Below are 14,046 nucleotides of genomic sequence, written 5' to 3' on the forward strand. Positions count from 1 at the left end.
AAGCGGGATTGCGTTATCGCGAACAAAGTTGGTAGCATCTGTTGCAAACAGACTACACTATGTGTCCATGGGAAGGGATTGCCTTGGAAAGCCAACGCATTCGATCTATTCTTATCGTCGGTGGCGGGACCGCCGGATGGATGACCGCCGCTGCCCTGTCACGCGTACTGGGGCAGGACTATTGCCAGATCACCCTGGTGGAATCCGATACTATCGGTACCGTCGGTGTCGGCGAAGCGACCATACCCCAACTTGGAACTTTCAATCGCATGCTGGGCATCGACGAAAATGAATTCGTCCGCCGCACGAAGGGAAGTTTCAAACTCGGCATCGAATTTGTCGACTGGGGACAGGTGGGCGAACGCTATTTCCATCCTTTCGGCAATTTCGGCCTCGATATGGAGGGGGTATCGTTCCACGCTTACTGGATGCGCATGGCGAAGGCAGGGATATTCCCCGACATCGAGGAATTTTCGCTGATGGCCCGGGCGGCCGCGTCCAACCGGTTCATGCGACCGGTCAATGCCGGAAATTCGCCGCTTTCGAATATCACCTATGCGTTTCATTTCGACGCTGGCCTGTATGCGCTTTATCTGCGCGAACTGGCCGAAGCGAACGGCGTGCGCCGGGTAGAAGGAAAAATCACGAACGTCGAACGCGACGGCAACGGGGGTCATATCCGGCAGGTCCGCCTCGAAAACGGTGAGGCGCTGGAAGCCGACCTGTTTATCGACTGTTCCGGTTTTCGCGGATTGCTGATCGGCGAAACGCTGGGGGTGCCGTATCGCGACTGGTCGGCGCATCTGCCCTGCAATCGCGCCGTCACCGCGCCGAGCGAGCGCGGCAACGCCCTGCCCTCCTATACACGTTCGACCGCCCGCAAGGCGGGATGGCAATGGCGCATTCCGTTACAGCACCGCACCGGAAACGGCTTGGTCTATTGCAGCGACTATATGAGCGATGACGAGGCGACGCAGACGCTTCTCGACAATCTGGAAACACCCGCATTGGGCGATCCGCGTCTCATCCGTTTCACCACCGGGCATCGGGAGCGCTTCTGGGAAGCGAACTGCGTATCGATAGGGCTGGCATCGGGGTTCATGGAACCGCTTGAATCGACCAGCATCTGGATGATCCAGACCGGCATCGCCCGGCTGCTGTCCAACTTCCCCGACCGAAGTTTCGCCAGCGTCGATCGTGATCGCTACAATCGGCTGATGGTTGAGGAGAGCGAGTATATTCGCGATTTCCTCGTGCTGCATTACAAGGCGACACGACGCGACGACACACCGTTCTGGAATTATTGCCGGACGATGCCGGTGCCAGACCGGCTGGCAGAGAAAATCCGGGTCTTTGAAAATTCCGGGCGCTGTTTCCGCGAAAACGATGAATTATTCAATGACACAAGCTGGTTTGCCGTCATGGTCGGGCAAGGGCTGCAAGCCCGGCGATACGACCCGGTTGCCGACCTGCTGTCATTTGAGGAAACGCGCGCCAGGCTGGCGCATATTCGTTCCGCGGTGCTCGCATCGGAACAGCACATGCCGGATCAGGCGCAATTCATTCAGGAACATTGCGCCGCCTGAGGATCACTGGACGAGAGGCAAAACATACTTATATACCAGTCATTATGAAACTGAATGTCTGTACTCCGGCAAAGGGGCGTCCGCGCGAATTCGATCTCGATGAAGCGCTTACCGCCGCGCTCCGCGTATTCTGGAGCAAAGGCTATGAAGGTGCATCGCTCACGGAACTGACCAAGGCGATGGGAATCACCCGTCCCAGCCTCTACGCTGCCTATGGCAATAAGGAGGAACTGTTCCGCAAGGCGCTCGACCTCTACGAACGCGAAAAGCTGGCCTATACGCGCGGTGCGCTGGATGCGCCGACGGCAAAGGGCGTCGCCGAGCGTTTCCTCTATGGCGCAATGGCAGCCCAATGCAGCGAATATGAACCGCATGGCTGTCTGGGCGTCATTACGTCGGTAGCCTGTGGCGCCGAAGCGGAAGCGATCCGCGAAGAAGTCATCGCACGGCGCCAGTCCTCGCGACAGGCGATTATCGATCGCTTCGAAAAGGGCAAGGCGGAGGGCGATTTGCCGCCGGAAACCGATCCCGGCGCGCTGACCAGCTATTTAATGGCGGTGTTGCAGGGCATGGCTATTCAGGCTGGTGCCGGCGCAAAACGCGAGGATTTGGAGCAGGTTGTCGAAACAACATTGGCGATGTGGCCGGGCCGCTGAATTTCGCACTCGCAAAAAATATCGACCGGTATATAAATCACCCTTGACGTTGTTCATCTCTGATTTATATACCGATCAGTACTAAACAATAAAGGGGAAGCGCGATGTGCATTCGCTCCAACCTGTCCCACAATATCGGCTGATGGTTTCGCTTTCGCCTAAGCGCGAGTGACTATCCGCTAAACTGATCCGGTCCGGCATCGCCGTCCGGACGGTTCGTCGACATTCGAATACCCGCACCGCTGCCGTGTTTCAGCAACGCAGCCGGTATGTCCAAATTTATCACCGGATAAGCCGTTACGGCTTTTTCGGAACGGGGGAGCCGTGTGCGAACCCGGCACCATCAGGGAGACGTGTGATGGCCTATTTCGATTTTGCGCAGGCTTTTGAAACCTCCACCCCGGCCGTTGCTTCGAAACCGCTCGCGGGAACAAAGGCCCGGCTGTCGCCGCTCGAATGGTCGGTAGTCGCTCTGGCACAAAAGGACCGACTATCGAGCATCCATCAGCCGGGCCGCGTGTCCATCGCAATGGGCGTATTGTTCGGCAAGCGCCCCAGCCCGGTTCTGGCCGATCCCCGGCTGGAAGCGCTGCGCCGCCTGTCAGTGATTGCGTGGCATCGTGGCTATGCGATCCATCCTTCCGAAATTCATGCGTTCAAGGCCGCAGGTTTCACTATCGAGCAGTATGAGCTGGTGCTCGGCAGCATCAGCCGTGGCCGCAACGCCCTTAATCAGCGAGTTCACTAATGAACATGATCAGTCGTATCGCGCGCGGCGGTGAAGTCGTTTCCGCGCCACGCCCCCGCTCTGCCCGATGGAAGCGCGCGGCAATCACTGCCGCCCCGCTGGCGCTCGTCCTGTGGGGCGGGTATGAAATCGCCCATCGCGGCACGCCTGCGGCCGCGGCTCCGCCGCCGCCCACGGTTACCATTGCCACTCCGCTTCAGCGTCCCATTCGCGAATGGGACGACTATGTCGGTCGCTTCGAAGCCAGTAAGACCGTTGATGTGCGTCCGCGCGTCTCCGGCGAAGTGACCGCGATCCATTTTCAGGACGGCGCGATCGTTCATAAGGGACAGTTGCTGTTCACCATCGACCCGCGTCCCTTCGCTGCGGCACTGGCCGAAGCGAAAGCACGTGTGGCAAGCGCGCAAAGCGATCTGGTACTGGCACGCGCCAACCTCGCTCGCGCACGCAAGCTGATTGACGTCGACGCCGTGTCGCAAAGCGATGTCGATCAGTTGCAGGCGAAGCAGCAGGCGGCGCAGGCCGCCCTTGCCGGGGCGCAAGCTGCCGTACGTGCCCGCGCACTGGACCTCAACTTCACGCAGGTACGCGCACCGATCAGCGGCCGGATTTCCGACCGCCGCGTCGATGCGGGCAACCTGGTCGCGGGCGGCGACGGCAGTGCGGCGACGCTGCTCACCACGATCAACAAGCTCGATCCCATTTATTTCAGCTTCGATGCCTCCGAAGCCCTGTTTCTGAAGTCAAAGCGGGCAAAGGAACAAGGCGACGCCCCCTCCCCCATCGAAATCAAGCTGCAGGACGAAACCGGCTATCGCTGGCACGGGCGGCTGGATTTCACCGACAACGGGCTGGATCCGCGTTCGGGCACCATTCGCGGTCGCGCGATCCTCGACAATCCGAAGATGTTCCTGACACCGGGCATGTTCGGCAATGCGCGGCTGGCGACCGGTGGCACGACCACCGCGTTGCTAGTCCCCGATGCCTCGATCGAAACCGATCAGGCCCGCAAGCTGGTGGTCGTCATCGGCAAGGACGGCACCGCAACGGCAAAGCCGGTCGAACTCGGTCCCGTCGTTCATGGGTTGCGCGTGATCCGCAGCGGGCTGACCCCGCAGGATCGTGTCGTCATCAGCGATCCCGAACTCGCCATGCCCGGCAGCAAGGTGCTGACCAAGCCCGGCAAGATCCGGCCCGACGACAGCGGCCAACCGCAAGAGGCGATTGAGGCCCCGGTTCCCGGCCAGGCCACCTTCGCCACGAGCTAACCCCTCTTTTTTCAGGAGCAGGCACATGCGCCTCTCACGTTTTTTCATCACGCGGCCGATCTTCGCCGCGGTGATCGCGGTCGTCATCACGATCGTCGGCGCCATCGCCTATCTGGGGCTGCCGGTATCGCAATATCCGGACATCGTGCCGCCCACGGTGACGGTGACGGCGGACTATCCCGGTGCGACCGCACAGACCGTCGCGAAGACGGTAGCGGCCCCCATCGAGCAGCAGATCAACGGCGTCGACAACATGCTCTACATGTCGTCGCAATCGACCGGCGACGGCAAGCTGACCATTACCGTCACCTTCAAGATCGGCACCGATCTCGATGCCGCGCAGGTGCTGGTGCAGAACCGCGTCGCCATTGCCGTACCGACGCTGCCCGAAGAGGTGCAGCGGCTGGGCGTGGTGACGCAGAAGACGTCCCCCGACTTCCTGATGGTCGTCAACCTGATCTCACCCGACAATTCGCTCGATCGCAGCTATATCTCCAACTATGCGCTGACGCAGATCCGCGACAAGCTGACCCGCATCGACGGTGTCGGCGACGTGCGCCTGTTCGGCAGCCGCGATTACGCGATGCGGGTGTGGATCGATCCCGGCCGCGCCGCAGCGCTCGGCCTCACGGCGGGCGATATCGTCAATGCCCTGCGCGCGCAGAATGTGCAGGTTGCCGCCGGTACGCTGGGCCAGCCGCCCTATGGCAAGGGCGACGCCTTTCAGGTGAATGTGGAGGCGCAGGGGCGGTTCACCGACCCGAAGCAGTTTTCCAATATCGTCATCCGCACGGATGCCGACGGGCATCAGGTGAAGGTATCGGATGTCGCGCGTGTCGAACTGGGCGCGGCGGATTATTCCTCCAACACCTATCTGTCGGGCAAGCCGACCGTCATCATGGCGGTGTTCCAGCGCCCCGGCACCAACGCCCTTGCCGCGGCACAGGCCGTGAACAAGGAAATGGAGACCGTATCCAAATCCTTCCCCAAGGGGCTGGCGTACAAGGTCATCTACAACCCGACCGAGTTCATCTCCCAATCCGTTGACGCCGTGATGCACACGCTGTTCGAGGCGGTGCTGCTGGTGGTGCTGGTGATCCTCGTCTTCCTGCAGAAATGGCGCGCCGCAATTATTCCGGTGGTGGCGATCCCCGTGTCGCTGATCGGTAGCTGTCTGGTGCTTGCCGCCTTCGGCTATTCGCTCAATACATTGTCGCTGTTCGGCATGGTGCTGGCCATCGGGATCGTCGTCGATGACGCGATCGTCGTGGTCGAAAATGTCGAGCGCAACCTGCAACACGGACTGAGCCCCATCGAAGCGGCCAAGACGTCAATGGACGAAGTCTCGGCGGCGCTGGTGGCAATCGTACTGGTGCTGTGCGCGGTGTTCGTGCCCACGCTGTTCCTCACCGGCCTGTCGGGCGCCTTTTACCAGCAGTTCGCGGTAACCATCGCGAGTGCGACGGTCATCTCGCTGGTGCTGTCGCTTACCCTGTCGCCTGCGCTTGCGGCCCTGCTGCTGCGCGCGCACGACCATCGCGGCGAGCGTCATGCGATCATCCGTTTCGTCCATCATGCCGGGGACCGTTTCAATCGCGGGTTCGAACGGCTGAGCGAGGGCTATGGACGCCTCACCCGCTATCTGGTGCTGCGCCCGGTGCGGATGATGCTGACCTATGGCGGGCTTATCGCAGCCACCGTCGCGGTATTCTGGGTCACGCCGACCGGGTTCATTCCCGCGCAGGATCAGGGCTATTTCCTGACCGTCATCCAGCTGCCGCCCGGCTCCTCGCTCGAACGCACCGACGCGGTGATGCAGAAGGTCGCCAAGCGTATCCTGCCCATTCCGGGCGTGAAGGGGTCGGTGATGCTGGCCGGGTTCGACGGGCCGTCTCAGACGCTCGCCCCTAATGCCGCTGCCGCCTATGTCCCCCTCGAATCCTTCGAAAAGCGCGAAAAGCTGGGTGTCACGTTGCAAAGCATCATGGCCGAAGCGCAGAAGCGCACTGCCGACATCAATGAGGCGCGCCTGATGATCGTACCGCCGCCCCTGATTCAGGGAATCGGTTCGGCCGGCGGCTATCGCATGATGGTCGAGGATCTGGGCGATCACGGCTATGACGATCTCGGCAAACAGGCCTTTGGCCTGATCGGCAAGGCCAATCAGACCAAGGGTCTGAAGCAGGTCTATACCTTCTTCAACACCGCCACGCCGCGCATCTTCGCCGATATCGACCGCGACAAGGCCGATATGCTGGGGGTGCCGCCGCAGCGGGTTTTCGAAGCGCTGCAGGTCTATCTGGGGTCGGCTTATGTCAATGACTTCAACCTGCTGGGCCGGACCTATCACGTCACGGCGCAGGCGGATTCGCCCTATCGCAAGACCGAAGCCGATATCGCCAATCTGAAGACGCGGTCCGATTCCGGTTCGATGGTACCGATCGGATCGGTCGCCACCTTCCAGAGCAAGACCGGCCCCTATCGCGTGGTACGCTACAACCTGCATCCCGCGGTCGCGGTCGATGGCGATACGGCACCGGGCTATTCCTCCGGCCAGTCGCTGGTGACGATGGAAAAGCTCGCCGACAACACGCTGCCCAAGGGCTATGGCCATGAATGGACCGGCATCGCCTATCAGCAGAAGATAGCGGGCAATACAGCGGGTGCAGTGTTCGCACTGGCGGTGGTGTTTGTCTTCCTGGTGCTCGCGGCGCAATATGAAAGCATCGTGTTGCCGCTGTCGATCATCCTGATCGTGCCGATGTGCCTGCTGGCGGCGATGATCGGCGTCAACCTGCGCGGCATGGACAATAACGTCCTGACACAGATCGGGCTGATCGTCCTGATCGCACTGGCCGCAAAGAACGCCATTCTGGTCGTGGAATTCGCCAAGCAGGCGGAGGATGAAGACGGTCTGTCCCCGGTCGAGGCAGCGGTACAGGCGGCGCGCACCCGGCTGCGTCCGATCCTGATGACCAGCTTTGCCTTCATCCTGGGTGCGGTGCCGCTGCTGATCGCAAAAGGTGCAGGCGCGGAACTGCGTCAGGCACTGGGCACGGCGGTGTTCTTCGGAATGATCGGCGTCACCGGCTTCGGCCTGATCTTCACGCCAACCTTCTATGTCGTTTGCCGCGCGCTGGGCGACCGGCTTTCCCGGCGCAGGCCGCGCCCGGACGCTGATCCTGCGCTGCAGCCGGCCGAATAGGACATGCAAGCCATGAAAATGATTCGTCCCCTGACCACGACCCTTTCCGCACTGGCGCTCGCCGCCTGTGCGGTGGGGCCGGACTATGTTGCACCCGTTCCTCCCGCGGCAACATCCGGCCCCTTCATCGCCGCCGACAATGCGGCGGTATCGGCAGCATCCATCGATGCCAACTGGTGGCGACTTTACGACGATCCCGTCCTGAACGGCATGGTACACGACGCCCTGTCCGCCAATACCGATATCCGTGTCGCGGTCGCCCGGATCGCCCGTGCACGCGCCGGTCTGAAGGGCGCGCGGGCCAATGAACTGCCGCAAACCGATCTGGGCGCAAGCGCGACCTATGGCCGGCTTCCTTCCGATCAACGGGTTCCCGGCACAAAGCGGGAGGACTGGACGATCGATACCGGCCTCAGCGTGTCCTATGAGGTCGATCTGTTCGGCCGCGTCCGCCGCGACGTGGAAGCGGCAAAGGGCGATGTCGGCGCTGCGCAGGCGGATGCGGAGGCAGTGCGCGTTGCCGTGGTGGCAGACACCACCCGCGCCTATGCCGATGCCGCCTCCACCGCCGCGCGGCTGGCGGTGGCGCGCCATATCGTCGCGTTGCTGGACCGGTCGCTTGAACTGACCCGGAAACGCCATTCGGCGGGGCTGGCGACGGGACTGGACACTGCGCGCATCGCGGCGCTGCGCAATCAGCGCGCAGCCGATATTCCGACAATCGAGGCCCAGCGTCAGGCGGCGTTGTTTCAACTGGCGACACTGACCGGACGTGCGCCTGCCGACCTGCCGCCGATCGCGGGAGAACGCACGACGGCGCTGGAGATTACGCAACCGATTCCGGTCGGAAACGGCAAGGATCTGCTGGCCCGCCGCCCCGATGTGCGCGCCGCCGAACGCCGACTGGCTGCCGCGACCGCCCGCATCGGGGTGGCGACCGCCGACCTCTATCCGACCATCTCACTCGGCGGTTCGGTGGGATCGACCGGTAACGTGCTCAGCAATATTTTCGGTGCCGGGCCGCTGCGCTGGCTGCTGGGACCGCTGATCAGTTGGTCCTTCCCCAATCAAAGCGCAGCACGCGCCAAGATTGCAGCCGCGAAGGCCGATACACAGGAGGCGCTGGCAACGTTCGACGGCACCGTGCTGACCGCGCTTCAGGAAACCGAAACCGCGCTTTCCGCCTATAGCCACGATCTCGACCGGCGGACGGCACTGAAGGCCGCGCTCGATCAGGCGGGCCGGGCGCTGCAAATCACCACCGCACAGCAGCGCGAGGGCGCAGTGAACTCACTCGACCTACTCGATGCCCAGCGCACCTATTCGGATGCCCAGGCCGCCGTCGCCGATATCGACGCGAAGATTGCAGACGATCAGATCGACCTGTTCAAGGCGCTGGGCGGCGGCTGGCAGCAAACCGGTCAGAGCTAGAATCGAGTTAAAGAAGCTGCCGTGCAAGAATCGCTTCGACATCGGCATTGTCGGGCAGTGTCCCGAACAGCCGCCCATCGCCCGCCAGCCGCGTCTCGCAAAACGCCTCCGCCACCGCGGCGGGGGCGTCACGCAGCAACAGTGCCGCCTGCAACAGCAGGGCCATCCGTCCGACCAGCGCGCGGGCCTGCGCTTCCCCCACAGGCCGGGACAGGTCGGCACTCAGGCTGTCGAGCGCAGCATCGAAACGGCCATGTTTCCCGCGTTCGCTCGCCAGTTCGGCCAGAAACACCTCGCCCGACAGCGGCGCCTTTGCCAGTGTCCGCAGCACATCAAGCGCGATGACATTGCCGGACCCTTCCCAGATCGCATTCAACGGCGATTCGCGGAACAGGCGCGGCATCGGCCCTTCCTCGACATAGCCCGCACCGCCCAGACACTCCATGCACTCGAACACAAACGCCGGATTACGCCTGGTCAGCCAGTATTTCGCGACCGCCACCGCCAGCCGCGCAAAGGCGCGCCCCGCCGCATCTTCATCGTCAAAGGCGCACGCGACCCGCACCACCAGCGCCACCGCCGCTTCATATTCCAGCGCAAGATCGGCCAGTACGCCGCGCATCGCAGGCTGGTCGATCAGCTTTTTCTGAAACACCCGGCGCCCCTGCGCGTGATTGACCGCTTCGGCCAGTGCGCGGCGCATGATGCCCAGCGTGCCCGCAATGGTGCCCAGCCGGGTGTGGTGCACCATGTCGATAATGACCTGTACCCCGCGCCCTTCCTCCCCCAGCAGCCAGCCGAGCGCGCCGTGATATTCGATCTCGCTCGATGCGTTGGACCGGTTCCCCAGCTTGTCCTTCAGCCGCATGACATGGATGGCGTTGCGTTCGCCGTCCGGGGCGATGCGCGGCACCAGAAAGCAGCTCAGCCCCGTCTCGCCATAGGCCAGCGTCAGGAACCCGTCGCTCATCGGCGCGGAGCAGAACCATTTATGCCCCGTCAGCCGCCACAGCCGTGCGGCGCGGTCCACGGGTTCGGCACGGGTGCTGTTGGCACGTACATCACTGCCGCCCTGTTTCTCGGTCATCGCCATGCCGAGCGTGATGCCCGCTTTCTCCGCGATGGGCCGTAACGGCGCATCATAGCTGCCGCCCAGCAGCGCATCGAGCCATGGCGCGGCCACATCGGGCTGGGTGCGTAATGCGGGCACGCCGGCATAGCTCATATTGATCGGGCACATCACGCCCGCCTCCGCCTCGGTAAACAGTGCCAACATCGCGGCATGGGCGAGGTGGCGACCCGGCGCTTCGGTCGTCCAGGCAATGTCGTGGATATGGTGCTCCATCGCCAGCGCCATCAGCCGGTGATAGGCGGGGTGAAAGCGCACCGCGTCGATCCGCCGCCCATAGCGGTCGAATTGCTCCAGCACCGGCGGATTGCGATTGGCCTCGACTCCCAGGTCGAGCACCGCGTCCGACCCGACCGCCGCGCCCAGCGCCGTCATCCGTTCGTCGAGCCACTGCCCCGCGCCGCGCAGCACCCCTTCGCGCAACGCCACGTCGTCATGATAGAAATTACGGTTCACCAGCGGCGGCGGCTGGTTGGTCACCTCATGCGTTTCAAGCCGCGTGGCGGGTTTATAAACCTGCATGATCCTGCTCCTGTGCCGTCAGCATAAGCCATGACACCGGTTCAGGTCGAACGCTTTGTGTCAGTCGTGCGCCATCGCCAGCAGCGCGCGGGCGCGTTTCAGGTGCGGTACATCCACCATCTCTCCGTCCAGTCCCAGCGTCCCCGCACCGGGATTGGCATCGAACAACGCGACCACGCGACGGGCATAGGCAAGCTCCTCTTCGCTGGGCGAAAAGGCGCGATTGATGACCGGCACCTGTGCCGGGTGGATCGCCATCATCCCGCGAAACCCGGCGGCACGGGTTTCGTTCGCCACGCGCTCCAGCCGGTCGAGATCGCGAAATTCGGGATAGATTGTCTCAATGGGCGCAACGCCCGCCGATACCGCGCCCGCCAGACATAGCGTGCGGGCAAGCTGATAGGGGAAGAGATACTGCCCCTCCGCATCGCGATTGCCGCTCGCGCCCAGCGCAGTGGCAATATCCTCCGCACCCCAGGTCAGCGCATCGAGGCGCGGCGTGCCCGGATAGTCACCCAGCCGGAACAGCGAATCGGGGGTTTCGGTGGCGATGACGATCGTGCGGATCGACTCCGCTTCGATGCCCGCCGACGCCTCCAGCGCGGTCAGATAATGGTGCAGCCGTTCGGCATCGGTGCGCACCGCCTTGGGCAGCATGATGCCGTCTGGCCGCGACGGCACCACCGCCGTGAGGTCGGCCAGCGCGTGCGGCGTGTCGAGCGGATTGATGCGTACCCAAAGCGGCACCCCCCGGTCGGGCTTCGCCAGCGCCTCGGCAACCATCCGGCGTGCCTCCGGCTTGGCTGCCTCCGCCACCGAATCCTCCAGATCGAGCAGCAACAGATCAGCACCGCATCCCAGTGCCTTTTCCAGCTTGCGCGGGCTATCCCCCGGCACGAACAGCAGCGAACGTGCGGGAAAGGGACGAATATCGGCCAAGGGGCATCCTCCAGTCAGGTTTTGCCGTCCTTTCCGCACGATGACGCGCGAAGGTCAAGCCGCATGGGTTGAGCGCGCGCCGCCTTCCGCTACACAGGCGTCAAAATTTCTAAAAAGGATGCGACAATGGCAGGACGGTTTTTCGATGAATGGCAGGTCGGCGATACGGTCGCGCACAGCCTGCGCCGTACGGTGACGGAGACCGACAATCTGCTGTTCACGACGCTGACTCACAACAGCCAGCCGCTGCACCTTGATGCCGAAGCCGCCCGCGCCAGCGAGTTCGGACAAATCCTCGTCAACGGCACCTATACCTTCGCGCTGATGGTGGGAATCACCGTGGGCGACACCACCGCCGGCACGCTCGTCGCCAATCTGGGCTATGACAAGCTGGTCATGCCCAAGCCGGTGTTTCTGGGCGATACGCTGCGCGCCGAAAGCAAAGTGATCGCCACACGCCCGTCGCGCTCACGCCCCGGTCAGGGCATCGTCACCTGGAAACACCGGATGCTCAATCAGCGCGACGAAGTGGTCTGCGAATGCGAGCGTTCCGCGCTGTTGAAAAATAAAGAGGGCTGATTTGCGTTTCAATTGAAGGTTCGGCACCGGCCCGCTCCCCCTCCCGACCACCCAGTTACCATACCCTGTTGGGTGGTCGGGAGGGGAAGCGGGCCGTTGCCGTAATTTCACTAGGCAGCTACCAGCCAGTCCGGGCGGATCGCATCGCCCAGATCCTCGACCCGGCGATGCTCGACCATCAGGCCGAGTTCGGGATAGATCGCGCGCGTCCGGTCGCCCGCCTCGCCCAGCGGAGCGACAACCAGCCGCCGGTTGACCTTGCTGCGATGGTGCATCCGCGCGGTGTTTTCCTGCCCGATGAAGCAGCCTTTGGTAAAGCTCACCCCGTTCAGTTCGCGCGCATTGCATTCCAGCCAGAGCGTCTTGTCGCTGCCCAGTTCGCCCTGCCCTTCGGTCACGCCAAGCCGCAGGCGATGCTCCAGCCAGCCGTTCGCAGGCGCACCGTCCGCATCGCCCAGCCAGCGAAAACCAAGCGCCGCCAGCCGCGGATCGGGCACGCCCTGCCCTGCCTGTGGCGACCAGTGCGCGCCGCCTTCCACGGGCGCGATCTCGATCTTGCGGCGCAGGCGATACAGGGAAAGCCGCTTTGCCAGCGCATCGCGCGCTTCTGCCTCGCAATCGATCAGGATCGCGTCGCCATCGTCCCACAGCAGGAAATCGAACTGCGCCTTGCCCTGGGCGGTCAGCAGCCCGCCCCATTGCGGCGCATCGGGCGCGACCTTCGTCACGTCCTGCGTCACCAGTCCCTGCAGAAACCCGCGCACATCCTCTCCGGACAAACGCAGTAAAGAACGGTCGGCGAGCAGGGTTGCAGGTTCTGTCATGCGAGCGAAATAGGCACTGGCTGCGCAAATCCCAAGGGCCGTCGAACCATACTGGCGAAGCACGGGCAACGCCGCTAGAGCACGGCATATGACCGAACGCCTCACCATCCGCCGCCCCGACGACTGGCATGTGCACCTGCGCGACGGTGCGATGCTGGAAACGGTGGCCCGCTACACCGCGCGCCAGTTCGGCCGCGCCATCGTCATGCCCAATCTGGCGCCGCCTGTGACCAGCGTGGAAGCCGCAACCGCCTATCGTGAGCGTATCCTCGCCGCCCTGCCCGAAGGCAGCGACTTCACCCCGCTGATGACCTGTTATCTGACCGACCGTGCCGATGGCGGCAACATCGTCGACGGCTATCGGCAGGGCGTGTTCGCGGCGTGCAAGCTCTACCCTGCCAATGCCACCACCAATTCGGCCGCGGGCGTAACCGATATCCGCAACCTGTATCCTGTGCTGGAGGCGATGCAGGCGGCCGGAATGCCGTTGCTTATCCACGGAGAAGTCACCAGCCGCGACATCGATATTTTCGATCGCGAAGCGGTGTTTATCGAGCGCACCCTGTCGGGTCTGGTCCGCGATTTTCCCGCGCTGAAGGTCGTGCTCGAACATATCACCACGGCGGATGCGGCGGATTTCGTGACCGCGCAGGGGCCGAACGTCGCCGCGACGATTACCCCGCATCACCTGCATATCAACCGCAACGCGCTGTTCGAAGGCGGGTTGCGCCCGCATGCCTATTGCCTGCCCGTCGCCAAGCGCGAACGGCACCGGCTGGCAGTGCGCAGGGCCGCGACCTCCGGCTCGCCCAAATTCTTCCTCGGCACCGACAGTGCCCCGCATACGCATGAAGCAAAGGAATCGGCGTGCGGCTGCGCGGGCATTTTCAACGCACCCTATGCGCTAGAAAGCTATGCCATGGCGTTTGAGGAGGACGGCGTACTCGACCGGCTGGAAGGGTTCGCCTCCGAACATGGCCCGCGCTTTTACGGCCTGCCGCTTAACGAAGGAACCGTGACGCTGGAACGCGTCGAAACCAGCGTGCCGGACCGCGTCGCCGATGACCGGCTGGTTCCCTTCCACGCCGGACAGACGCTACCCTGGCGGTTCGTCGGCTGAAGCAGCGCGCGCCCGGCCCTGAGCATGTTTTCGGGAAAA

General features: G+C 63.2%; 11 protein-coding genes. 8 read left to right on the forward strand and 3 right to left on the reverse strand.

Going from position 1 to position 14,046, the window contains the following annotated elements; all coding sequences use genetic code 11:
* The first annotated feature begins 59 nt into the window (after window positions 1-59).
* The 6 genes from FHR23_RS00540 (at window position 60) to FHR23_RS00565 (ending at window position 8,894) form a co-directional block, all read left to right on the forward strand.
* Window positions 60-1,586 (forward strand): tryptophan halogenase family protein, encoded by a 1,527-nt coding sequence (locus FHR23_RS00540; protein ID WP_184001001.1) that lies wholly within the window; start codon window positions 60-62, stop codon window positions 1,584-1,586.
* A gap of 44 nt (window positions 1,587-1,630) precedes the next feature.
* On the forward strand, window positions 1,631-2,242 hold the full coding sequence (locus tag FHR23_RS00545) for a TetR/AcrR family transcriptional regulator (protein ID WP_184001002.1): 612 nt from the start codon (window positions 1,631-1,633) through the stop codon (window positions 2,240-2,242).
* Between the two features lie 358 nt (window positions 2,243-2,600).
* A complete protein-coding gene (locus tag FHR23_RS00550) occupies window positions 2,601-2,990 on the forward strand; it encodes a hypothetical protein (RefSeq protein WP_184001003.1) in 390 nt (129 codons plus the stop codon).
* Window positions 2,990-4,258, forward strand: coding sequence for an efflux RND transporter periplasmic adaptor subunit (locus FHR23_RS00555; RefSeq protein WP_184001004.1), 1,269 nt, complete (start codon window positions 2,990-2,992; stop codon window positions 4,256-4,258). Before FHR23_RS00550 ends, FHR23_RS00555 begins: the two co-directional genes overlap by 1 nt.
* 25 nt (window positions 4,259-4,283) lie before the next feature.
* Window positions 4,284-7,463 carry an efflux RND transporter permease subunit gene (locus FHR23_RS00560; RefSeq protein WP_184001005.1) on the forward strand — a complete coding sequence of 1,060 codons (3,180 nt, stop codon included), beginning with the start codon at window positions 4,284-4,286 and terminating at the stop codon, window positions 7,461-7,463.
* A gap of 12 nt (window positions 7,464-7,475) precedes the next feature.
* Entirely contained in the window at window positions 7,476-8,894 is a 1,419-nt protein-coding gene (locus FHR23_RS00565; protein WP_184001006.1) for an efflux transporter outer membrane subunit, read from the forward strand.
* Between the two features lie 7 nt (window positions 8,895-8,901).
* On the opposite strand, the gene FHR23_RS00570 is transcribed toward FHR23_RS00565, so the two are convergent.
* Both FHR23_RS00570 and FHR23_RS00575 read right to left on the reverse strand, forming a co-directional pair.
* The gene (locus FHR23_RS00570) at window positions 8,902-10,545 is read right to left on the reverse strand and encodes an acyl-CoA dehydrogenase family protein (RefSeq protein ID WP_184001007.1); all 1,644 of its coding nucleotides are present in this window, start codon (window positions 10,543-10,545) and stop codon (window positions 8,902-8,904) included.
* 60 nt (window positions 10,546-10,605) lie between these two features.
* A complete protein-coding gene (locus FHR23_RS00575) occupies window positions 10,606-11,484 on the reverse strand; it encodes an HpcH/HpaI aldolase/citrate lyase family protein (RefSeq protein ID WP_184001008.1) in 879 nt (292 codons plus the stop codon).
* Window positions 11,485-11,589: 105 nt separating this feature from the next.
* Between FHR23_RS00575 and FHR23_RS00580 the strand changes: the two genes are divergently transcribed.
* Window positions 11,590-12,063, forward strand: a complete 474-nt coding sequence (locus tag FHR23_RS00580; RefSeq protein ID WP_343043034.1) for a MaoC family dehydratase — start codon at window positions 11,590-11,592, stop codon at window positions 12,061-12,063.
* A 110-nt stretch (window positions 12,064-12,173) separates the two neighbouring features.
* Here FHR23_RS00580 and ygfZ read toward each other — a convergent pair whose 3' ends face one another.
* Window positions 12,174-12,887 (reverse strand): CAF17-like 4Fe-4S cluster assembly/insertion protein YgfZ, encoded by a 714-nt coding sequence (gene ygfZ / locus FHR23_RS00585; RefSeq protein ID WP_184001010.1) that lies wholly within the window; start codon window positions 12,885-12,887, stop codon window positions 12,174-12,176.
* Window positions 12,888-12,975: 88 nt separating this feature from the next.
* Here ygfZ and pyrC point away from each other — a divergent pair, with 88 nt between their 5' ends.
* Window positions 12,976-14,007, forward strand: coding sequence for a dihydroorotase (gene pyrC, locus FHR23_RS00590; RefSeq protein ID WP_184001011.1), 1,032 nt, complete (start codon window positions 12,976-12,978; stop codon window positions 14,005-14,007).
* The last annotated feature ends 39 nt before the right edge of the window (window positions 14,008-14,046 follow it).

The organism is Stakelama sediminis (assembly GCF_014199335.1).
Taxonomy (GTDB): Bacteria; Pseudomonadota; Alphaproteobacteria; order Sphingomonadales; family Sphingomonadaceae; genus Sphingomonas; species Sphingomonas sediminis.

Bases quoted from the DNA above. Each gene is read 5' to 3' on its own strand.
- FHR23_RS00540 (WP_184001001.1), top strand. From the start codon at position 60: ATGTGTCCATGGGAAGGGATTGCCTTGGAAAGCCAACGCATTCGATCT.
- FHR23_RS00545 (WP_184001002.1), top strand. From the start codon at position 1,631: ATGAAACTGAATGTCTGTACTCCGGCAAAGGGGCGTCCGCGCGAATTC.
- FHR23_RS00550 (WP_184001003.1), top strand. From the start codon at position 2,601: ATGGCCTATTTCGATTTTGCGCAGGCTTTTGAAACCTCCACCCCGGCC.
- FHR23_RS00555 (WP_184001004.1), top strand. From the start codon at position 2,990: ATGAACATGATCAGTCGTATCGCGCGCGGCGGTGAAGTCGTTTCCGCG.
- FHR23_RS00560 (WP_184001005.1), top strand. From the start codon at position 4,284: ATGCGCCTCTCACGTTTTTTCATCACGCGGCCGATCTTCGCCGCGGTG.
- FHR23_RS00565 (WP_184001006.1), top strand. From the start codon at position 7,476: ATGAAAATGATTCGTCCCCTGACCACGACCCTTTCCGCACTGGCGCTC.
- FHR23_RS00570 (WP_184001007.1), bottom strand. From the start codon at position 10,545: ATGCAGGTTTATAAACCCGCCACGCGGCTTGAAACGCATGAGGTGACC.
- ygfZ (WP_184001010.1), bottom strand. From the start codon at position 12,887: ATGACAGAACCTGCAACCCTGCTCGCCGACCGTTCTTTACTGCGTTTG.
- pyrC (WP_184001011.1), top strand. From the start codon at position 12,976: ATGACCGAACGCCTCACCATCCGCCGCCCCGACGACTGGCATGTGCAC.